We start from the raw sequence: 20,666 nt of genomic DNA, 5'->3' as shown, positions 1-20,666 counted from the left end.
AGAGATTCTCTTCTCTTTTATTTTTAAATACTTTTCTACAAAAAGCTATTAGACGTTAAAAAAAGCCTTGGTTTCAAGGCTTATTTCTGTTGATTTAGATGCCCCCTGCAGGGCTCGAACCTGCGCCCCATAGCTTAAGAGTCTACTGCTCTACCAACTGAGCTAAGGAAGCAACAGAAAAAGCTGAGAATGTAACTTCCCAGCTTTTTTAATATGCCCAAAATGGCAGCTAGATTATTTACGAAAGGCATCAAGGATATAGGTGAAACCAACAATTAAAAATGCAAAGGCAACGACATAAACGACAAAGACACTTGTAGCTACTGGATTGAACAAAATCACTAGACCTAGTAAAAATGCAAGCAACGCTATCCACATGATATGGTTGCCAATAATAGGGAAAATCAATCCCAAACGATTGCCTTTAAAGAAAACTATAATGGCTTCTACAATTAACCAAATTCCTAAAATAGTTGGAATGACAACTGGCAGCGTCACAAAGCCATAGGCAACGAGGTAAAGAGCTAAGAGAAGATTAACAATCCCTTGGAAAAGATGAGCTGGTGAGCGAAGCTCTTTTGGTACAGAGAAATAGCCTAAAATAGCTGCTATAGAAGAAACCAGTAAACCAAATGCAATCCACCAGCTGTAAGCAACAAGATTAGCTACTGGGTTTGTAAATAGGAAAAGTCCTAAAAGGACAAAAACAACTCCTGCAAGGAATAGCAGTAAACGATTAGAAAATTTCATTTCAATACCCCCTATATAGTATAGTATAGTATAGTTTGATAATAAAAATATTATACACCTTTTTAGAGGAAATGTCAATAAACAAAATGGAAAATTTGGAAGTTTCAGTCTGATTTATGAAAAGAAAATCAGTTTTTATTATTTTGAAAATAAAAAGAGAAGATAAAATTTGTCTTCTCTACATGAAAATATTGTATGGCATCAAAGCAAAAGTAACTGGCTTTACACTATTTGTAAAGATGTAATTTGATTCAAAAAGAAAAGATAGATTTAAAATGTGGGACAAATGATGAGGCAAATCAGTTATAGATAAGCAAAAAAGCCTTGGAACTCAAGGCTTTTTCCTGTTGATTTAGATGCCCCCTACAGGGATCGAACCTGTGACCCACGGATTAAGAGTCCGCTGCTCTGCCAGCTGAGCTAAGGAGGCAAAGAAAAAAGCTGTATTGGTGCCGAAACTTCACGGTTTGTATTGAACCCGCGCAATTAAGCAGGTGGGCAACTCGCTCTAACTGAAGCTGTTTCCGTGTGAGACGGCCTACATGCTGTTAGAAGACTTTTGTTTCCCTAATAATACAAAAAATAGTCGGTCAACACTTAAGTGTGAAGTCGTACACCACAGCGTTTCTATGTTTATATGATACCACTTTTTCAAAAAAAATCAAGAGGAAAGTGCAATTTTTTGAAAAGGATTTCAGATTTTTCGCAAACGGTCGATAGCTTCCTTTCTTTGAGCCAAAGCCCGTTCATATTTACCAGTATCTTCTGGAGAGAAGTAGTGATGATCTCGAATTTTTTCTGGCAAGTAATCTTGTTTGACCCAGTGTCCAGGATAGTTGTGCGGATAGAGATAGTTTTGCGCATTCCCTAGTTCCTTGCTTCCACTGTAGTGGCCATCGCGCAGGTGTCGAGGGATAGGCAAATGCCCTGATGTTTTGAGATCAGCAAGGGCCTTGTCCATGGCCACATAGGCTGAGTTGGATTTTGGAGAGAGGGCCAAATCAATCACGACATTGGCAATGAGAATGCGAGCTTCTGGAAAGCCAATCTTTTGAGCAGCATCTAGAGCAGTTACGGTATGAATCTGAGCTTCAGGATTGGCCAAACCGATATCTTCATAAGCAATAACAGTCAAGCGACGAGCGAGACTTGGCAAATCACCAGCCTCAATCAAGCGGGCAGCATAGTGGAGACTGGCATCCACATCTGAGCCACGGATAGACTTTTGCAGGGCTGAGAGAACATCATAGTGGCCATCTCCATCCTTGTCCATGGTAATATAGCTCCGTTGCAGGCTATTTTCCATGATGTCGAGGGTGATATGGCGAATGCCCTCGTCATTCTCAGGGGTAGAGAGAACAGCCAAGTCCAGTGAGTTGAAGGCAGAGCGAAGGTCTCCGTTTGTAGAGGTAGCAATAAAATCCAGCGCATCCTCATCTAGTTCTACTGGAAAATCAAAACCACGCTCAGGGTTACTTAGAGCTATTTGCAGAGCCTCTTTGATGTCTTGGTTAGACAGAGGTTCCAACTCAAAAATTTGAACACGGCTACGAGTGGCAGGAGTGACAGAAAAGAAAGGATTTTCAGTTGTAGCCCCAATCATGATGACTAGTCCACTTTCCAAAAGAGGCAAGAGGAAATCTTGCTTGGTTTTATCTAGTCTATGAATCTCGTCTAGTAATAGGACGAGACCACCAGAGAATTTCGCCTCTTCCGCGATTTCTTGGAGTCTTTTTTTACTATCTACTGTCGCATTGAAAGTTCGAAAGGTATACTTGGTCGTCCCTGCGATGGCAGAGGCAATACTGGTCTTGCCGATTCCCGGAGGTCCATAAAGAATCATGGAGGACAGGCGGTTGGCTTCCACCATGCGGCGGATAATTTTTCCAGGCCCGACCAGATGTTCCTGACCAATGACCTGGTCGATGGTTTTAGGGCGCATGCGAAGCGCGAGATTGTCTGGCATAGCAGTCCTTTCTAGCGTGGATTTTCTGATGTATATGTGGTAAGATGGTAGTATCTATTTTAGCATATTTCCGAGCAATCGGGGCGATTTAAGAGTCGCATAGAAAGAGGACAAAATGGCAACATATGGATTTTTAGATGTTTTACAAGAAGAGTTGGACAAGAACTTTCCTTTTGATTATGAGATTAGTTGGGACAAGCGCAACCACGCGGTTGAAGTGAGTTTTTTGTTAGAAGCGCAAAATGCTGCAGGTGTGGAGATGGTGGATGAAGATGGAGAGATTTCGTCAGATGACATTCTCTTTGAAGAAGCAGTTCTTTTCTACAATCCTGCTAAATCAACAGTCAATGCAGAAGACTATTTGACTGTCATCCCTTACTTGCCTAAAAAAGGATTTTCTCGTGAATTTTTAGCATATTTTGCTCTTTTCCTTAAAGATACTGCTGAGGTTGGGCTAGATGCCCTCATGGACTTTTTGGAAGACCCAGAAGCAGAAGAATTTGTCATGGAATGGAACCAAGAAGTCTTTGAAGAAGGAAAAGTAGGCTTGGAAGAGGGAGAATTTTACCCTTATCCGAGATATTAGAAAAGATTCTAAGTGGACATTTTTAAATAATGAGTTCAAGGAGAAAGGGGAGACTATGCTAGAAAGAGTCAAACAGTTTTTCAGGAGAAAGCCAGATAAATCTGAGCAGTCAGTTTGCATCCTTCCCCGTAATCGCTTTGCGGATCTAGATTTCGAGCAAGTATTGAAGTCTGGAACTCGTCGCCTTGTCGATGAGGAGGGGCGCTATGCAGAAGATGGTACAGTCACAGAACTTGAATTTCCTGAAGACTTTTCGGAATTTGAATTTCTAGTTGGTTTTAAGACGGAAGAGGAAGACCAGTTTCAGCAACTATTAGCTCGTTTAAATAGTATTGACAATGCTATTCAGTCCTATTGGAAAGCGAGATGCAGCAGCCTATTCCCCAGTATGCCAAGGATCTAGGCTATACTCAGAAGAAGTGGGAGAAAACCTTTTACTTTCATCCTTGGATATTAAGTTTTGAGGAAAGTCCGCCTAATCTTCGCTATGTTGCAGATTATGTAAATGATGAGTTTACGGTTTATTTTGCTAAAAAACATGGTAGATGGCGGGCGTACTGGGATGCAGAGTGTCAAAATGTAATTGAAGAAAGCTAGCTAGGGGGTTTCTATAGAGTAGTAGTTATGATAAGAAAAGGTCATCATCATGGAATTATTGGATAAACACTTGGATTTTACGGGTTGTAAAATTGCCCTCTTTTGTGGAGATAAGCTACTGACCATCTTGCGTGATGACAAGGAAAATATCCCTTGGCCCAATATGTGGGAGTTGCCAGGTGGCGGACGAGAAGGTGATGAAAGTCCTTTTGAGTGCGCGGAGCGTGAAGTTTATGAAGAACTAGGAATTCATCTGACTGAAGATTGCCTGCTTTGGAGTAAGGTGTACCCAAGTATGCTTTTTGAGGGGAAGGAATCCGTCTTTCTAGTGGGAAAGTTGACTCAGGAACAGTTTGACAGTATCGTCTTTGGTAACGAAGGGCAGGGCTATAAACTGATGAATATTGAGGAATTTCTCAATTCTAAACAGGCTGTACCTCAGCTCCAGGGGAGATTGAGGGATTATTTGGAGGAAAGTTTATGATAAGACTTGAGAGAGCAGGAGCAGAGGATTTAGAAACCATTATTGCCATTCAAAGAGCCAGTTTTAAGGCAGTCTATGACAAATACCAAGATGAATATGATCCTTATCTGGAGGACCGTGAACGAATTAAGTGGAAACTAGTCGAGCGGCCCAATAGCTATTACTACTTTGTGAAAGCAGACGAAGAGAAGATTGGTTTTTTACGAATTCATACCAATGAAGAGTTAACGGAAGCTTGGTTGGGGACCGCAGCGATTTTGCCCCAGTATCAAGGAAAAGGGTATGGTTCTGAAGGATTGCGCTTGCTAGAAGAGGAATTTTCAACCGTTTCACAATGGGATTTGTGTACGGTGTTACAGGATGCGGGCATGGTCGCTTTTTATGAGAAAAATGGCTACCGTCAAACCCATATCGAGCCTGAAAAAGAAGGTATGGATATGGTTTACATGAAAAAATTGATTGACAAATAGAAAGGATGGTTCGGTTACATTTCTAAACTGAACCCGCCCTAAACACTGTGCCAAAAAGATAAACTTCTCTTAGACACAAGAGTCTTCAGAGAGTTTCCTATTTTGGCTTTGTGTTTTACGGGCTTGGTATCTTAATTATGGAAACATGGCAAGAGTTAAAAGTAACGGTTAAGCGTGAGGGAGAGGAATTGGTTTCCAATCTCTTGATTGAGCTGGGGGCACAAGGTGTTGCGATCGAAGACAGTATGGACTATGTGGGGAATGTGGATCGCTTTGGTGAGATTTTCCCAGAGGTCGAGCAACAAGAAGAAATTGTGGTGACAGCCTATTATCCCGAAACGGTTGATGTAGCAGTAGTTGAGGCGGACTTGCAGGCTCGTCTCCTAGAATTAACAGATTTTATGGATCTAGGAGAAGTCAAGATGGGGACGACTGCCTTGGCTGAGGAAGACTGGGCAGACAACTGGAAGAAATATTACGAGCCAGCCCGCATTACTCATGACTTGACCATCGTGCCGTCTTGGACAGACTATGAGGCGACTGCTGGGGAAAAGATTATCAAACTGGATCCTGGTATGGCCTTTGGGACAGGAACTCACCCAACCACCAAGATGAGCCTCTTTGCCTTGGAGCAGGTTCTTCGTGGTGGCGAAACGGTGCTAGATGTGGGTACTGGATCAGGTGTCCTCTCCATTGCCTGCTCGCTTCTTGGTGCCAAGGAAATTTTTGCCTATGACCTGGATGATGTGGCAGTTCGTGTCGCTCAGGAAAATATTGAGCTCAACCCTGGTATGGAAAACATCCATGTTGCTGCTGGAGATTTGCTCAAGGGTGTGGAGATTGAAGCAGACGTGATTGTGGCTAATATCTTGGCGGATATTCTCATTCATCTGACAGACGATGCCTATCGTTTGGTAAAGGACGAAGGTTATCTCATCATGAGTGGCATTATTAAGGACAAGTGGGATATGGTGCGTGAGTCAGCTGAGTCGGCAGGTTTCTTCCTTGAAACCCATATGATTCAAGGGGAATGGAATGCCTGTGTCTTTAAGAAGACCAAGGATATTTCCGGTGTGATTGGAGGCTAACATGCAGCAGTATTTTGTCAAAGGCAGTCCTATCTCTCCTGTCACCATTGAGGACAAGGAAACCAGCAAGCACATGTTTCAGGTCATGCGCTTGAAAGAAGGTGATGAGGTTACCTTGGTCTTTGAGGATGGTATCAAGCGTTTGGCGCGCGTGATAGATGTGGAAAATCGTCAGTTTGAATTGGTTGAAGAATTAGCTGACAATGTGGAACTGCCCGTTCAAGTAACCATCGCATCTGGCTTTCCCAAGGGAGACAAGCTGGAGTTTATTACTCAGAAAGTAACAGAACTAGGAGCTAGTCAAATCTGGGCCTTCCCTGCCGACTGGTCAGTTGCCAAATGGGACGGTAAGAAATTGGGCAAGAAAGCCGAAAAACTAGAAAAAATTGCCCTTGGGGCAGCAGAACAAAGCAAGCGGAATCTGGTCCCAAGTATCCAACTTTTTGAGAAAAAAGCAGACTTTCTAGCCCAGCTGGACCAGTTTGACTCTATTGTAGTGGCCTATGAAGAATCAGCAAAAGAAGGAGAAACCGCTGCGCTCTTACAAGCAGTCACTGGTCTTGAAAAAGGAGCCAAATTGCTCTTTATCTTTGGCCCAGAAGGCGGTCTCTCACCAGCAGAAATTGAAAGTTTTGAAGCTAAAGGAGCCGTCTTGGCAGGGCTTGGCCCTCGCATCTTGCGAGCAGAAACAGTCCCACTTTACGCCTTATCAGCCCTTAGTGTTTTAGTAGAATTAGAGAAATAAGAGGAAGAAAATGGAACAAAAACACCGTTCAGAATTTCCAGAAAAGGAACTTTGGGACTTAACAGCCCTATACCAAGACCGTGAGGATTTCTTGCGTGCAATCGAGAAAGCTCGCGAAGACATTAACAAATTTAGCCGTGACTACAAGGGCAATCTTCATACTTTTGAGGATTTTGAGAAGGCCTTTGCTGAATTGGAACAAATCTACATTCAGATGAGTCATATCGGCAATTACGCCTTTATGCCTCAGACAACAGATTATAGCAATGAAGAATTTGCCAACATTGCCCAAGCTGGGATGGAATTTGAAACAGATGCCAGCGTAGCCTTGACCTTCTTTGACGATGCCTTGGTAGCAGCAGACGAGGAAGTCTTGGACCGTTTGGGTGAATTGCCTCACTTGACGGCAGCCATTCGTCAGGCCAAAATCAAAAAAGCCCACTATCTAGGGGCGGATGTGGAGAAAGCTTTGACTAATCTGGGAGAAGTCTTCTATAGTCCACAGGACATTTACACCAAAATGCGAGCTGGGGACTTTGAAATGGCTGACTTTGAAGCTCATGGCAAGACCTACAAAAACAGCTTTGTGACCTATGAGAATTTCTACCAAAACCACGAGGACGCTGAGGTTCGTGAGAAATCTTTCCGTTCTTTCTCAGAGGGACTCCGTAAGCACCAAAATACAGCTGCGGCAGCCTATTTAGCCCAAGTTAAGTCGGAAAAACTCTTGGCCGATATGAAGGGCTATGACTCAGTCTTTGATTATCTCCTAGCTGAGCAAGAAGTGGACCGTGCCATGTTTGACCGCCAGATTGATCTCATCATGAAGGATTTTGCGCCAGTTGCCCAGAGATACCTCAAGCATGTTGCCAAGGTCAATGGTCTTGAAAAGATGACCTTTGCAGACTGGAAATTGGACTTGGACAGCGCCCTGAATCCTGAAGTGACTATTGACGACGCCTATGATTTGGTCATGAAGTCAGTAGAACCTTTGGGACAAGAATATTGTCAGGAAGTTGCGCGCTATCAAGAAGAACGCTGGGTGGACTTCGCTGCCAATAGTGGCAAGGATTCTGGTGGTTATGCGGCGGATCCATATCGCGTGCACCCTTATGTCCTCATGAGCTGGACAGGTCGTTTGAGTGATGTCTATACCTTGATTCATGAAATTGGGCATTCTGGTCAATTTATCTTTTCAGATAATCACCAAAGCTACTTCAATGCCCATATGTCGACCTACTATGTTGAAGCGCCATCAACCTTCAATGAATTGCTTCTTAGTGATTACTTGGAGCACCAATCTGACGACCCTCGTCAAAAACGTTTCGCTCTTGCCCACCGCTTGACAGATACCTACTTCCATAATTTCATCACCCACCTCTTGGAGGCAGCCTTCCAGCGTAAGGTTTATACATTGATTGAAGAAGGGGAAACCTTTGGAGCAAGCAAACTCAACAGCATTATGAAGGAAGTTTTGACAGATTTCTGGGGAGATGCTATTGAAATTGATGACGATGCGGCACTGACTTGGATGCGCCAAGCTCACTACTACATGGGCTTGTATAGTTACACTTACTCTGCTGGTCTTGTCATCTCGACTGCAGGTTATCTTCATCTGAAACATTCAGAAACTGGAGCTGAAGATTGGCTTAATCTCCTTAAATCAGGTGGTAGTAAGACACCGCTTGAGTCAGCCATGATTATCGGTGCTGATATTTCAACAGACAAACCACTCCGTGATACCATCCAATTTTTGTCAGACACAGTTGACCAGATTATCGCCTACAGTGCTGAGTTGGGGGAGTAAAGGACGGATTTAAGACATTTTAATGACAAGATGAATACACAAAAATCACCTGTTTGAGGTGATTTTTTATGCTTTAAAGATTTATTCAAATTTTCCTTTATTGGCCTCGTTTGAAGCCTTCATGCTAATTTGTAAAAGGTTGGCGAGATTTTCATTATCAAGGCTAGCTTCACCATTATTATCCACTTTTATGGCAAGGTAATGGGTGTTACGATCAAAATAATCCATGCCCTCTAGGTCTACGTAGTTGTCAGCTTTAAAATCAAGCGCAGCTAATTGATAAACAAATCGAATATTTAGAGCTTTAGCATAGTCTGTTTCAAGAACCTTTTGTTGCTCTTCCACCAGTCCTTGAAAGAAGTCTTGGAAGTTATCATGATAAGTAGCCTTGACTTCGTATTGGTAGGTATCTACAGATGGGGACATAAATTTCAAATAAACCATGTCGCCTTCTATCTTATAGTCCTCAAGAGTATAGGCACCTGCTTTTCCTAATGCATTGGTGTTGACCTTGAAAAACATAGGTGCATAAATTTTGAGAGGATATTTTTCTCCTTTATATTCAAAGACGGTATCATTTGAAAAATTCGGACGGATTTTAGTTAACTCAGGGACTAAATATTCGTTCCAAATCTTATCAAATAACTCTTCTTGATTGCTAGCACCCGCTGATTTCACAACTAGGTCAAGATTTTCTTGATTGACAAAGACAGCATCCACTAATTTGAGGGCTGTTTGAACCTTAGGATCCGAAATTTCCTTTTTCTTTTTTTCAAGATTCTCAGCCGCCTCTTTCGTGCGATCTAGAGTTTTATTAAATTGACTGCCACTGTTTGTTTTAACAAAGGTTCTCTCATAGTTGGTAGGTTCAACTTTGGCATTCCAGTCAAATGAAGCAGCAGGACCAGTTACATCTTTCTTATGGTAGGTTGTTGTCTCTGTATTTGTAGTACCTTCTGTATTGCTTGTAGCAGTGGTTGATGGTTTAGATGAACAGCCGACGAGGCCAAATGCTAAAATTGTAGCAGTGGTTAGAAAATAAACCCTAAACTTTTTTCTCATGGTAGTCTCCTTTTCCAATAACATTTATTGTATATTATCAATTATACCATTCTCTTCATTCTTTTGCATGAATTACTAGAAAAGGTATGATTGAGGGATGTATTCTTTTAAGCAAGTATTTGAAAGCTTCTGACATTCTTGAAGGATAAGCAGAAATAGAGTTTTATCATTTTCTCTTGTAGTAGTCTTTTTTAGAATTCTAATGGGCTTTCTACAAAAACTTTCCAGTCAATTTTCTTGAAACCCTTTCCTTCTTTTGATAGACTAATACATAGTTTGAAAAAAGGAGATTTATCATGAAAAAATTTGTTGCTGAATTAATCGGTACATTTATGCTTGTGTTCATTGGAACAGGAGCTGTTGTTTTTGGAAATGGTCTTAATGGCCTTGGACACCTTGGAATTGCTTTTGCCTTTGGTTTGGCAATCGTAGTCGCAGCTTACTCAATCGGAACTGTTTCAGGTGCTCACTTGAACCCAGCCGTTTCGATCGCTATGTTTGTAAACAAACGTTTGTCATCTTCAGAACTTGTAAACTACATCCTTGGACAAGTAGTTGGAGCTTTCTTTGCATCAGCTGCAGTATTCTTCCTCTTGTCTAACTCAGGCATGTCAACTGCTAGCCTTGGTGAAAACGCCTTGGCAAACGGTGTCACTGTCTTTGGAGGTTTCTTGTTTGAAGTTATCGCAACTTTCTTGTTTGTCTTGGTTATCATGACGGTAACATCAGCAAGCAAGGGCAATGGCGCAATCGCTGGTTTGGTAATCGGCTTGTCCTTGATGGCGATGATCCTTGTTGGATTGAACATTACTGGACTTTCAGTTAACCCAGCTCGTAGCTTGGCACCAGCTGTCTTGGTTGGTGGCGCAGCCCTTCAACAAGTATGGATTTTCATCCTTGCCCCAATCGTTGGTGGTGTTCTTGCAGCTCTTGTTGCGAAAAACTTCCTTGGAACAGAAGAATAATTGAAACTCAAAAAGCCTTGCTCCTCAGCTTGAGGAACAGGGCTTTTTCTATGCAAACAAAAAAGCACTCCCTTTTGGAATGGGAGTGTTTCGTGATTAGCTCAATTCAGCAACGATAGCCTTGATTTGTTCTGCTGTGTGAACACCAGCAACTTGTTTTACCACTTGGCCGTCTTTTTTGAAGAGAAGGGTTGGGATAGACATGATTCCAAAAGCACGAGCTGTGTTTGGATTTTCATCAACATCCATTTTAACGATTTTCAAGACATCTTCTGAAAGTTCTTCAGACAATTTATCCAAGATTGGACCTTGCATACGACATGGGCCACACCAAGTTGCCCAGAAGTCTACCAAGACCAAACCGTCTTTTGTTTCTTGTTCAAATGTTGCATCTGTAATTGCTTTTGCCATTGTATTTCTCCTTTTTTAGTTATATTGGCTTAAATCTTGTTTCATGAGATAGAAGAAGACATCTCCATAAGTCCCATGGTAGTCCAAGTCATGACCATTGTAGGTTAATTTTTGGACAGTGTAGTAATCAGCAACGCCGATGAGGCAGGCATGTTGAGAACGTTCAAAGTCTTGGTAAGACTCGAAAGTCATGGTTCTCTCTTGCTTGCTGGCGTCTAGATAGGTAATTTCGATCATATAAAACTCCTTTGTTATTCGATCTTGACTTTATTTTACTCCTTGAAAAGAGGAATGTCAAGAAAAATGATTGCGCACGCAACTTTTTTAGAAAATCTGATTATGAAATGAAATCTAGACTCGTCTCCAGTCTTTCTTCGACAGCCTTTTGCAGGTAAGCTAGAGTTGTCTGTCCCTCGTCAGTCAGGCAGATAAAGCTAGCCCGTCTATCCTGATCGCAACACCGGCGACTAAGCAAACCACAGTTTTTCTCTTCCAGGCGAGCCACCATTCGAGAAACAGCGCTTGGACTGAGATGAAGCTTATCAGGTAAATCAATCTGGCGTAGAGATTTTTCTTGGGCCAAATCCAGATAGTAGAGCAGGTAAAACTCTTTCAAGGTCAACCTTTGTTCACTCTGCTGGGCAATAGTTTCTTCCAACAAGGCTTCCATTTCCTTTTGACGGCGGTTGTAGTCAAACCACTTTTCCAAATAGGTCATTGTTTTCTCCTTTCTTTTCAAAGTAAAATCACAAAGTCATTACTGACTGTCTCTACAACACAAGATGATTGCGCATGCAATGATTATACTACTTTTAACTAATCCGTGCAAGAGAGAAGAATTGCGATGTTTCCTTGAAATTTTCTGAAAAAAGAGTAAACTGGTATGCAAGAAGTCTATTTCGTGGAGTTTAGAATGAAATTATATGTTCAATTAATGATTCTCTTTGTGATTTCTCTTATCGGAGAGGGAATTTCTAGTTTCTTTCATCTGCCTATCCCAGGCAGTATTATCGGTTTGATTATTCTCTTTCTAGCCTTACAGTTCAAGTGGCTAAGGACCAGGCATGTCAATATGGTCGGGAATTTCTTGCTGGCCAACATGACTATTCTCTTTTTGCCACCAGCAGTAGGTATCATGGAAAAGTTTGATGTGATTGCTCCTTATCTTTTGCCTATCGTCTTGATTGTCTTTTTTGCGGCTGTCATCAACATTATCCTTATTGCCCTAGTAGTTCAGTTTATCAAGAGACGATTTGAGGGAGATTATGAGAAAGGAGATGCCAAATGAGTGAATTTGTATCCAATCCTCTGTTTGGGATTGCATTATCTATTCTAGCTTATCTAGTGGGGATGTTGATTTACAGACGTTTTCCCCATCCATTGACAACGCCCCTGCTTTTGTCAGCCATTTTTATCATTATTTTCCTTAAGGCGACGGGTATTTCTTATCAAGATTATTACCAAGGTGGTGTTTATCTGAATAACTTGATTGTCCCATCGACCGTGGCTTTAGGGATTCCGCTTTATAAGAGTTTTCACTTGATGAAGCATCATGCTCGGAGTATTCTCTTTGGTAGTCTGCTAGCAGTAGTTGTCAATACTAGCTTCACTGCCATAGTAGCGAAAATATTTGGTATGGACTTTTTCCTAGCCATTTCTCTCTTTCCTAAGTCAGTGACAACCGCCATGGCAGTGGGAATCACAGAAAAATTGCAGGGTTTGACGACTGTGACCTTGGTCGTCGTAGTGGCCACTGGGATTTTGACCAGTGTGATTGGACCAACCCTTTTGAAGTGGTTGAAAATTGATGATCCGGTAGCAGTCGGGCTTTCCCTTGGAGGAACAGGCCACGCTGTCGGAACGGGAATAGCCTTTCGATACGGCTCGGTAGCAGGAGCCATGGGTGGCTTGGCTATCGGAGTCACCGGCATTCTCTACGTATTTGTTAGTCCCATCGTAGCCAGCTTGATCTTGAGTTAAAGAAAAACCCAGCTTTCTAGCTGGGAATTTTTTATTGCAAATTAACCTTGTTTTTCAAGATGTAGTAGGTTCCGAGATAGTAGATAGCTGATAAAAAGAGATTGCGCAAGATTTCTGTACTAGCCATCACGTTAAAGTCATTTTCAATTCTGAAGAAGAGAGAAACATAACCAATGACGATGGCAATGACGATATAGGCTAAAATTCCCATAGCTGTTCGATATTCGTTAAAGAGTTGTCCGATAGAGATGGAGAGGTAAATGGATAGAATCCATGCGATTGATCCGACAAATAGTGATAGGGCATAAAGCCAGCCGTAGCTGAGATAAGGGGAAATGAAGTTATAGAGGGCAGTGAAGTCTTTTTCTATTGGTGTTAAGAAGATGATGATCAATATACTCAAGATGAAGACAATATAGCTTAAGATGGACCAGACAAGACCACCTAAAAGTTTTGCGGTGATGATTTGGTGCTCGGAGACAGGCAAGGTCAAGGTCAAGTAACCTTGGCGGTCATAAACACTCCCCTTGAATCTTCGGATGATTAAAAAGATTGTTGCAATCCAAAGAGTGACGCTGAGTCCTCCAAAGACTAGTACTAAAAAGAAGATGAAATAAGCAGCATTGTTAGGATTGTAACTCTGGCTAAGACTGTTAATAAAAGCTCCAATCAAAACTGAAATTGCAAGTACAGCACCGTAGAGTGCCAGATACCATTTATTGACATTTTTAAATTCATAACGAACTAGATTCCAAAACATAATAATCTCCTTTGCTTAGGCTTTAAATTCCTGGCGGAAGAGCTGGTCAATTGATTCACCTGACTCGTAACGAATATCATCAACATTGCCTTGGCGGACGACTTTTCCGTCTTTGAGGAAGATGATCTCATCCAAGATTGGCTCAATATCTGAAATCAAGTGGGTTGAAATCAGCACCGTAGAGGTTGGTGAGTAGTTATTGATGATGGTATTGAGGATATAATCACGGGCAGCTGGATCCACGCCTCCGATTGGTTCGTCCAGAACGTAGAGGCGGGCTTCACGGCTCATAACCAGGATGAGTTGGACCTTTTCCTTGTTCCCTTTTGATAGTTTCTTGAGGCGACTGTTTTCATCAATACCGAGATCGGCTAAAAGGTGTTGGGCTCTTTCGAGATTGAAATCCTGATAGAAGGTTTTAAAATAGGTTAGAGCATCCTTAACCTTCATCTCTTCATTGAGGTAGGTTGTGTCTGGCAGATAGGAAACGATCGCCTTGGTAGCAGGACTTGGATCCTGTCCGTTAATGAGGACACGTCCTTTATTTGGTTGAAGGAGACCATTAATCAGTTTGATTAGGGTTGTTTTTCCGGATCCGTTTGGTCCAAGGAGCCCGACAATCTTTCCGGCTGAGATCTCTAGTGAGATATTGTCAAGTGCCGCGGTTGCTCCATATGATTTTGTTACATTTTCAAGTGCTAGTAGTGTCATAGTCTTAAACTCCTTTAATATAGTCGCTTAATACATTTGGCAGTTCTTCTTTTTTGTAGCCAAATTGAAGCATGCAAGAGACGAATTGTTGCAGTTGCTCCTCGGAAAGTTGTTTGCGGGACTGAAGGATGAGGTCCAAATCCTCGGTGACAAAACGACCAGTTGTCCGCTTGCTGTATACAAATCCTTCACGCTCGAGGTCAGACAAGGCGCGCTGAATGGTATTGGGATTGACCCCAGCCTCACTCGCCAAATCTCTCACGGTTGGGAGCTGTTGATTGGGTTCCAGTTCATGGGAAACAATCTGTAATTTGATTTTTTCCATAATCTGTAAATAAATCGGTTTTGTATTATCAAATGACCAGGACATCATAGTCTCCTTTCTTTGTCTTTGTTGTTCTAATCAAATAATACAATAAAACAAAAAACTTGTCAAGTAAAAATAAGAATTGTTTTGGGAATCGCTCAAAAAATGGTATAATGAAAAGAAAACGACAAGGAGGGAAATGCATGCGTTGTCCAAAATGTGGGGCTACCAAGTCTAGTGTTGTTGATAGTCGACAAGCCGAAGAAGGAAATACCATCCGTCGAAGACGTGAGTGCGACGAGTGTCAGCATCGTTTTACAACCTATGAACGAGTAGAAGAAAGAACGCTGGTTGTCGTCAAAAAAGACGGTACGCGAGAGCAGTTTTCAAGAGATAAAATCTTTAATGGGATTATCCGCTCAGCCCAGAAACGCCCTGTGTCGAGTGATGAAATCAACATGGTGGTCAATCGTATCGAACAAAAACTCCGTAGTCGCAGTGAGAATGAGATCCAAAGTGAATATATTGGGTCTTTAGTCATGGAAGAATTGGCAGAGCTGGATGAGATTACTTATGTTCGTTTTGCCAGTGTTTATCGTAGCTTTAAGGATGTGAGTGAGTTGGAGAGCCTTCTCCAGCAGATCACCCAGTCCTCTAAAAAGAAAAAGGAAAAATAGATGAAACCAAATGACCGTTTTTCTTTTCTAAAGAATAATCGGGTGTCGCAAGATACCTCTTCTCTGGTGCAGTGCTACCTCCCGATTATCGGTCAGGAGGCGCTGAGCCTCTATCTATATGCCATTACCTTCTGGGATGGTGGACAAAAGGAACATCTCTTTTCCCATATCCTCAACCACTTAAACTTTGGCATGCCGACCTTGCTCCAATCCTTTAAAATTTTATCTGCTTTGGATTTGTTGACCCTTTATCAGAAGGGGGAGGTCTATGAATTGCAGCTTCATTCTCCCCTTTCCAGTCAGGATTTTTTAAGTCATTCTGTCTATAGTAGATTATTGGAGAAAAAGATTGGGGATACAGCTGTTTCTGCTATGAAGCAGACTCCAAGTGAGGGAGAAGCACTCCCTGTTTCTTTGAGCCAAGTCTTTCCAACCCTGACTGAAGAAGTGACACCAAGCGAGTCTAAAAGCAAGTTAAAAAATGATTTTGATTTGGAACATTTCCAGCGCCTGATGGCTCGAGATGGTTTGCGTTTTAAAGACGAGCAGGCGGATGTTTTGGAATTGTTTGCCATCGCAGATGAAAAAAAATGGACCTGGTTTGAAACTTATCAATTAGCCAAGGCAACAGCGGTGGCTCAGGTTATTTCAGTCAAACGCATGCGTGAAAAGATAGCACAAAAACCAGCATCTTCTGACTTTAGCCCCAAAGAAATGACCATTATCAGGGAAGCCAAAAATAAAACTCCCCTGCACTTTTTAGCCGAAATCAAGCAAACGCGTAAGGGGAACATCACCCAGAGTGAGCGAGAACTCCTTCACCAGATGGCATCTTTAGGCTTGTTGGACGAAGTCATCAATATCGTCTTACTTTTAACCTTTAACAAGGTTGATTCGGCCAATGTCAATGAAAAATATGCTATGAAAGTCGCCAATGACTATGCTTATCAAAAAATTCGAACAGCAGAAGAAGCTGTGCTTCGGATTCGAGAACGTCAGCAAAAAGGCCAGGAAGACCAGAAATCGAAAACTAGCTCGACTAAGACAAATGTTCCCAAGTGGAGTAATCCAGAATACAAGAATCAAACCAGCGAGGAAACTCGTCTGGAACTAGAACGTAAAAAACAAGAAATGTTAGCCCGATTAGAAGAAGGAGGAGACTAGATGGAAAGTGTTGGCGACGTTATCAAGCGTCAGACAAGTCGTTTTCAGTATCAGGACCTAGTCCAGCAGATTATGAAGGACCCCGATGTAGCGGCTTTTATCCAGAAAGAATCCCTCAGCCCAGAGGAGTTGAATCGTAGCGTCTCCAAGTTCAACCAATATATCACAGAACGGGACAAGTTTCTTCGTGGGGATGCGGACTATATAGCGCGTGGCTACAAGCCCATCTTGGTTATGAATCACGGATATGCGGATGTGTCTTATGAAGAAACACCAGAACTAATCGCGGCTGAAAAAGAGGCTGCAATCAAGAATCGTCTCAAGTTGATCAATCTACCAGCAAGCCTTAAGAAAGCGAAATTGGCTCAGATTGACCTAGATGATCTAGGCCGTTTGCCGATTTTTGAGAGACTCTATGCCTTTGTTGACCTTTACCCAAGCATCCGAAAAGGCCTCTATCTTTACGGAGATTTTGGTGTTGGTAAGAGTTTCATGATGGCAGCCTTAGCTCATGACCTATCTGAAAAACGTGGGGCATCAACGACGATTCTCCACTATCCAAGCTTTGTCATTGATGTGAAAAATGCCATCGGTGAAGGATCTGTGAAGACCTTGGTGGATGACATCAAGTTAGCAGAGGTCCTGGTCTTGGATGATATTGGTGCAGAGCAGTCGACACCTTGGGTGCGTGATGAGATTCTTCAAGTCATTCTTCAGTACCGCATGCAGGAAGATTTGCCGACCTTCTTTACTTCCAACTTTAATTTCCAAGATTTGGAAAAACATTTTGCCAAAGGAAAGAACGGAAATGACGAGACTTGGGAAGCTAGACGGCTCATGGAACGAATCCGTTATTTAGCTGAAGAAACAAGATTAGAAGGAGAAAACCGTCGATGACAGAAACAATTAAATTAATGCAGGCTCATTCGTCAGTTCGTAGATTTAAGGAGCAAGAGATTCCTCAAGAACACTTGAATGAGATTTTGAAAGCTGCCCAAATGGCTTCAACTTGGAAAAATTTCCAATCTTATTCAGTGATTTTAGTAAGAAGTCAAGAGAAAAAAGATGCTCTTTATGAACTAGTTCCCCAGGAAGCTATTCGTCAATCAGCAGCATTCTTGCTCTTTGTTGGTGATTTAAACCGTGCAGAAAAAGGAGCTCGTCTCCATACCGATACTTTCCAACCTCAAGGTGTGGAAGGTCTCCTCATTACTTCTGTGGATGCTGCTTTGGCTGGACAAAATACCTTGCTTGCGGCAGAAAGCCTAGGCTATGGTGGAGTGATTATTGGTTTGGTGCGTTATAAATCTGCTGAGTTAGCAGAATTGTTCAAGCTTCCTGATTATACTTATCCTGTATTTGGTATTGCACTAGGTGTGCCGAATCAAAAACATGATGTGAAACCAAGATTGCCTCTTGACCAGCTTGTTTTTGAAGAAGAGTATCAAGAAGTCTCAGTTGAAGCAATTGAAGCCTATGACCGTGTTCAGGCCGACTATGCGGGTGCGCGTGCGACTACCACTTGGAGTCAACGTTTGGCTGAGCAGTTTGGTCAAGCCGAACCTAGTTCAACTCGGAAGAATCTAGAACAGAAAAAGTTATTGTAGAAAGTGAGAAAACATGGCCTTACCAACTATTGCCATTGTGGGACGTCCCAATGTTGGGAAATCAACCCTATTTAATCGGATCGCTGGTGAGCGGATCTCAATCGTAGAAGATGTCGAGGGTGTGACACGTGACCGTATCTATGCGACGGGTGAGTGGCTCAATCGTTCCTTTAGTATGATTGATACTGGAGGGATTGACGACGTCGATGCTCCCTTCATGGAGCAAATCAAGCACCAGGCAGAAATCGCTATGGAAGAAGCGGATGTCATCGTCTTTGTAGTTTCTGGGAAAGAAGGGATTACAGATGCGGACGAGTACGTAGCTCGCAAACTCTATAAAACCCATAAACCTGTTATCCTTGCCGTTAACAAGGTTGACAACCCAGAAATGCGAAATGATATTTTTGATTTCTATGCGCTAGGATTGGGCGAACCGCTGCCAATTTCGTCTGTCCACGGTATCGGTACGGGTGATGTGCTGGATGCCATTGTGGAAAATCTACCACACGAAGTTGAAGAAGAAAATCCAGACGTGATTAAATTTAGCTTGATTGGCCGTCCTAACGTTGGAAAATCAAGTTTGATTAACGCTATTTTGGGAGAAGACCGCGTGATTGCTAGTCCAGTAGCTGGAACAACGCGTGATGCCATTGATACCCATTTTACAGATGCTGATGGACAAGAGTTTACCATGATTGATACAGCTGGTATGCGTAAGTCTGGTAAAGTCTATGAAAATACGGAGAAATACTCTGTCATGCGTGCCATGCGTGCTATTGACCGTTCTGACGTGGTCTTGATGGTCCTCAATGCCGAAGAAGGTATTCGTGAGTACGACAAGCGTATCGCAGGTTTTGCCCACGAAGCCGGTAAAGGGATGATTATCGTGATCAACAAGTGGGATACCCTTGAGAAAGACAACCACACCATGAAGAAATGGGAAGAGGATATCCGTGAGCAGTTCCAATATCTGCCTTATGCGCCGATTGTCTTTGTATCAGCTTTGACCAAGCAACGTCTCCATAAACTGCCTGAGATGATCAAGCAAATTAGCGAGAGTCAAAACACCCGTATCCCATCAGCAGTCTTGAACGATGTGATTATGGATGCCATTGCTATCAATCCAACACCGACAGACAAAGGAAAACGCCTCAAGATTTTCTACGCAACCCAAGTGGCAACCAAGCCACCAACCTTTGTCATCTTTGTCAATGAAGAAGAACTCATGCACTTCTCTTACTTGCGTTTCTTGGAAAATCAAATCCGCAAGGCCTTCGTCTTTGAAGGAACACCGATTCACTTGATTGCAAGAAAACGCAAGTAAGTCTTGCTTGTTTTCCTATAAAAATAAATTGAAAGAAGGCTTCATAGTCTTCTTTTTTCTATCTAAAAGGGGAGAAAAGAACCTATCAAATTGGAGGAGAATCTGTCATCAAATTTCAATCATTTTCCTAGCTTTTGTAATCTATTTGTAATGAAAATGCACTTTCTTTGTAAAAGTCAAAATGCTATAATTCCTTAAATCAATTTTCCTTTATCAGGGAGGTTATTATGAAAAAAAGCAGATTATTTAAACATAGTTTGTTGGTTCGCTTGCTTGGGTTGCTGATGGTCTTTCTATTCTTGTCAGCATTCACAGCACCTGAAAAACCTGAGTACGGGATCTATGACCCGGATCACTATCTAACGGATGAGACTATAAGTCAGATTCGGGAATTGAATAATGCAAATAGTAAAAAATCAGAAAAATTCCAGATGGGTGTTTACGTTGTGAAAAGCCTAGATGGAGAAACAATCGAAACTGTAGCCAACGAAACAGCTAGAGCTTGGAAGATTGGCTACTCGGGAGACAATCACGGTGTCTTGATTGTGGTAGCAGTCCAAGATAGAAAATCACGGATTGAAACCAGTAATAATGTGGCCAGTAAAATCACAGACTATCAGACTCACAGGTTCTTGACAACAGCACGTCCTTACTTTAAAAATGGTGACTATAACAAGGGTGTTCTCTCAATAGTCAATAATCTTAACTACATGTTCTATAGTGGATCGAGTACGACTGCTTCAAGTTCTAAAAGTAGTTACGACTATACTACCAACTCTAGTCGCTTAAGGGAACTGGAAAGGTATGCTGGTGAGAGCAGTTCTTCACGACGTCATCGAAAAAGCAGTTCGAGTGACGGAGTTATCGGATTTGGAATTTTCATTTACTTCATCGTGATGATTATCGGATTTCTATTTGGTGGTCGTGGTGGCGGTTCACGTGGAGATGATTCTGGCGGTGGCTGGTGGGGCGGTGACTCATCAGACTCAGGTTCCTCTTGGTCTGACTCAGGTTCCGACTCATCTGGAGGCTGGGACGGCGGTGGCTTTGATGGCGGTGGTTCGTCTGATGACTGGTGAGTGATCATATATTGTTCAAACCGATTTTTCCATGCAGTAAGGTGACTCCTTTGCAAGAGTTCACTCCTTAATTAAAAATAAAAGCAAAGTTTGGGAAATTGATTTATAATCTGAGTATTTTCTCAG

24 protein-coding genes, 2 tRNA genes and 1 pseudogene are annotated in these 20,666 nt (G+C 42.2%); 16 read left to right on the top strand and 11 right to left on the bottom strand.

Translation table 11 applies throughout. From position 1 onward, the window contains the following. Nucleotides 1-99 precede the first annotated feature (99 nt). The 4 genes from B7721_RS09590 to B7721_RS09575 all read right to left on the bottom strand — a co-directional run bounded on the left by B7721_RS09590 (nt 100) and on the right by B7721_RS09575 (nt 2,716). A tRNA-Lys gene (locus tag B7721_RS09590) sits at nt 100-172 on the bottom strand. A 62-nt stretch (nt 173-234) separates the two neighbouring features. Continuing rightward, the gene (locus tag B7721_RS09585) at nt 235-750 is read right to left on the bottom strand and encodes a DUF308 domain-containing protein (protein WP_000672740.1); all 516 of its coding nucleotides are present in this window, start codon (nt 748-750) and stop codon (nt 235-237) included. A 357-nt stretch (nt 751-1,107) separates the two neighbouring features. Beyond that, nucleotides 1,108-1,180: transfer RNA gene (locus tag B7721_RS09580), tRNA-Lys, on the bottom strand. Nucleotides 1,181-1,444: 264 nt separating this feature from the next. Further along, nucleotides 1,445-2,716 carry a replication-associated recombination protein A gene (locus tag B7721_RS09575; protein ID WP_084878802.1) on the bottom strand — a complete coding sequence of 424 codons (1,272 nt, stop codon included), beginning with the start codon at nt 2,714-2,716 and terminating at the stop codon, nt 1,445-1,447. A gap of 115 nt (nt 2,717-2,831) precedes the next feature. Here B7721_RS09575 and B7721_RS09570 point away from each other — a divergent pair, with 115 nt between their 5' ends. The 7 genes and pseudogenes from B7721_RS09570 (at nt 2,832) to pepF (ending at nt 8,493) form a co-directional block, all read left to right on the top strand. Continuing rightward, nucleotides 2,832-3,302 carry a DUF3013 family protein gene (locus B7721_RS09570; RefSeq protein WP_084878801.1) on the top strand — a complete coding sequence of 157 codons (471 nt, stop codon included), beginning with the start codon at nt 2,832-2,834 and terminating at the stop codon, nt 3,300-3,302. A 55-nt stretch (nt 3,303-3,357) separates the two neighbouring features. Next, a pseudogene (locus B7721_RS10395) lies at nt 3,358-3,899 on the top strand (hypothetical protein). Between the two features lie 49 nt (nt 3,900-3,948). Then, nucleotides 3,949-4,383 carry an NUDIX hydrolase gene (locus tag B7721_RS09560; RefSeq protein ID WP_084878799.1) on the top strand — a complete coding sequence of 145 codons (435 nt, stop codon included), beginning with the start codon at nt 3,949-3,951 and terminating at the stop codon, nt 4,381-4,383. Then, complete coding sequence (locus B7721_RS09555; protein ID WP_084878798.1) at nt 4,380-4,853, top strand: GNAT family N-acetyltransferase; 474 nt, start codon at nt 4,380-4,382, stop codon at nt 4,851-4,853. The genes B7721_RS09560 and B7721_RS09555 overlap by 4 nt, the downstream gene beginning before the upstream one ends. A 137-nt stretch (nt 4,854-4,990) precedes the next feature. Then, nucleotides 4,991-5,941 carry a 50S ribosomal protein L11 methyltransferase gene (prmA, locus tag B7721_RS09550; RefSeq protein ID WP_084878895.1) on the top strand — a complete coding sequence of 317 codons (951 nt, stop codon included), beginning with the start codon at nt 4,991-4,993 and terminating at the stop codon, nt 5,939-5,941. Nucleotide 5,942: 1 nt separating this feature from the next. Then, nucleotides 5,943-6,686 carry a 16S rRNA (uracil(1498)-N(3))-methyltransferase gene (locus tag B7721_RS09545; protein WP_084878796.1) on the top strand — a complete coding sequence of 248 codons (744 nt, stop codon included), beginning with the start codon at nt 5,943-5,945 and terminating at the stop codon, nt 6,684-6,686. Between the two features lie 10 nt (nt 6,687-6,696). Beyond that, nucleotides 6,697-8,493: an oligoendopeptidase F gene (gene pepF / locus B7721_RS09540; RefSeq protein WP_084878795.1), complete on the top strand. Its 1,797-nt coding sequence runs from the start codon at nt 6,697-6,699 to the stop codon at nt 8,491-8,493. A gap of 81 nt (nt 8,494-8,574) precedes the next feature. Here pepF and B7721_RS09535 read toward each other — a convergent pair whose 3' ends face one another. After that, the gene (locus B7721_RS09535; RefSeq protein WP_084878793.1) at nt 8,575-9,555 is read right to left on the bottom strand and encodes a hypothetical protein; all 981 of its coding nucleotides are present in this window, start codon (nt 9,553-9,555) and stop codon (nt 8,575-8,577) included. A 296-nt stretch (nt 9,556-9,851) separates the two neighbouring features. On the opposite strand from B7721_RS09535, the gene B7721_RS09530 reads away from it, so the two are divergent. Beyond that, nucleotides 9,852-10,520 (top strand): MIP/aquaporin family protein, encoded by a 669-nt coding sequence (locus tag B7721_RS09530; RefSeq protein WP_084878792.1) that lies wholly within the window; start codon nt 9,852-9,854, stop codon nt 10,518-10,520. A gap of 96 nt (nt 10,521-10,616) precedes the next feature. Here B7721_RS09530 and trxA read toward each other — a convergent pair whose 3' ends face one another. The 3 genes from trxA to B7721_RS09515 form a co-directional block, all read right to left on the bottom strand. Then, a complete protein-coding gene (gene trxA, locus B7721_RS09525; RefSeq protein ID WP_001029581.1) occupies nt 10,617-10,931 on the bottom strand; it encodes a thioredoxin in 315 nt (104 codons plus the stop codon). 15 nt (nt 10,932-10,946) lie between these two features. After that, a complete protein-coding gene (locus B7721_RS09520; RefSeq protein ID WP_000570263.1) occupies nt 10,947-11,168 on the bottom strand; it encodes a DUF4649 family protein in 222 nt (73 codons plus the stop codon). 100 nt (nt 11,169-11,268) lie between these two features. Next, nucleotides 11,269-11,649, bottom strand: coding sequence for a MarR family winged helix-turn-helix transcriptional regulator (locus B7721_RS09515; RefSeq protein WP_044020363.1), 381 nt, complete (start codon nt 11,647-11,649; stop codon nt 11,269-11,271). A 195-nt stretch (nt 11,650-11,844) separates the two neighbouring features. On the opposite strand from B7721_RS09515, the gene B7721_RS09510 reads away from it, so the two are divergent. Both B7721_RS09510 and B7721_RS09505 read left to right on the top strand, forming a co-directional pair. Further along, a complete protein-coding gene (locus tag B7721_RS09510; RefSeq protein WP_000781325.1) occupies nt 11,845-12,219 on the top strand; it encodes a CidA/LrgA family protein in 375 nt (124 codons plus the stop codon). Next, nucleotides 12,216-12,911 carry an LrgB family protein gene (locus B7721_RS09505; protein WP_084878790.1) on the top strand — a complete coding sequence of 232 codons (696 nt, stop codon included), beginning with the start codon at nt 12,216-12,218 and terminating at the stop codon, nt 12,909-12,911. The genes B7721_RS09510 and B7721_RS09505 overlap by 4 nt, the downstream gene beginning before the upstream one ends. Before the next feature lie 31 nt (nt 12,912-12,942). Here the strand turns inward: B7721_RS09505 and B7721_RS09500 are convergent, their stop codons facing one another. Genes B7721_RS09500 through B7721_RS09490 form a run of 3 tightly spaced genes read right to left on the bottom strand, consistent with a single transcriptional unit; the run spans nt 12,943 to nt 14,752 of the window. Further along, complete coding sequence (locus B7721_RS09500; RefSeq protein WP_084878788.1) at nt 12,943-13,671, bottom strand: hypothetical protein; 729 nt, start codon at nt 13,669-13,671, stop codon at nt 12,943-12,945. A 15-nt stretch (nt 13,672-13,686) separates the two neighbouring features. Continuing rightward, nucleotides 13,687-14,382, bottom strand: coding sequence for an ABC transporter ATP-binding protein (locus B7721_RS09495; RefSeq protein WP_000173188.1), 696 nt, complete (start codon nt 14,380-14,382; stop codon nt 13,687-13,689). Between the two features lie 4 nt (nt 14,383-14,386). After that, nucleotides 14,387-14,752, bottom strand: coding sequence for a GntR family transcriptional regulator (locus B7721_RS09490; protein WP_000119117.1), 366 nt, complete (start codon nt 14,750-14,752; stop codon nt 14,387-14,389). 140 nt (nt 14,753-14,892) lie between these two features. Here B7721_RS09490 and nrdR point away from each other — a divergent pair, with 140 nt between their 5' ends. The 6 genes from nrdR to B7721_RS09460 all read left to right on the top strand — a co-directional run bounded on the left by nrdR (nt 14,893) and on the right by B7721_RS09460 (nt 20,540). Continuing rightward, nucleotides 14,893-15,366, top strand: coding sequence for a transcriptional regulator NrdR (gene nrdR / locus B7721_RS09485; RefSeq protein ID WP_001203678.1), 474 nt, complete (start codon nt 14,893-14,895; stop codon nt 15,364-15,366). Then, nucleotides 15,367-16,530 carry a DnaD domain protein gene (locus B7721_RS09480; protein ID WP_084878787.1) on the top strand — a complete coding sequence of 388 codons (1,164 nt, stop codon included), beginning with the start codon at nt 15,367-15,369 and terminating at the stop codon, nt 16,528-16,530. Next, nucleotides 16,531-17,427 (top strand): primosomal protein DnaI, encoded by an 897-nt coding sequence (dnaI, locus tag B7721_RS09475; RefSeq protein ID WP_084878785.1) that lies wholly within the window; start codon nt 16,531-16,533, stop codon nt 17,425-17,427. Beyond that, nucleotides 17,424-18,137 carry an NADPH-dependent oxidoreductase gene (locus B7721_RS09470; protein WP_084878784.1) on the top strand — a complete coding sequence of 238 codons (714 nt, stop codon included), beginning with the start codon at nt 17,424-17,426 and terminating at the stop codon, nt 18,135-18,137. The genes dnaI and B7721_RS09470 overlap by 4 nt, the downstream gene beginning before the upstream one ends. A 13-nt stretch (nt 18,138-18,150) precedes the next feature. Then, the gene (der, locus tag B7721_RS09465; protein ID WP_084878782.1) at nt 18,151-19,461 is read left to right on the top strand and encodes a ribosome biogenesis GTPase Der; all 1,311 of its coding nucleotides are present in this window, start codon (nt 18,151-18,153) and stop codon (nt 19,459-19,461) included. A gap of 227 nt (nt 19,462-19,688) precedes the next feature. Next, on the top strand, nt 19,689-20,540 hold the full coding sequence (locus B7721_RS09460; RefSeq protein ID WP_084878781.1) for a TPM domain-containing protein: 852 nt from the start codon (nt 19,689-19,691) through the stop codon (nt 20,538-20,540). Nucleotides 20,541-20,666: the final 126 nt, after the last annotated feature.

The organism is Streptococcus oralis subsp. oralis (assembly GCF_002096445.1).
Lineage (GTDB): Bacteria > Bacillota > Bacilli > Lactobacillales > Streptococcaceae > Streptococcus > Streptococcus oralis_N.
Note: the sequence above shows the minus strand (reverse complement) of the source record. Positions and strands in the feature narration are given on the sequence as shown.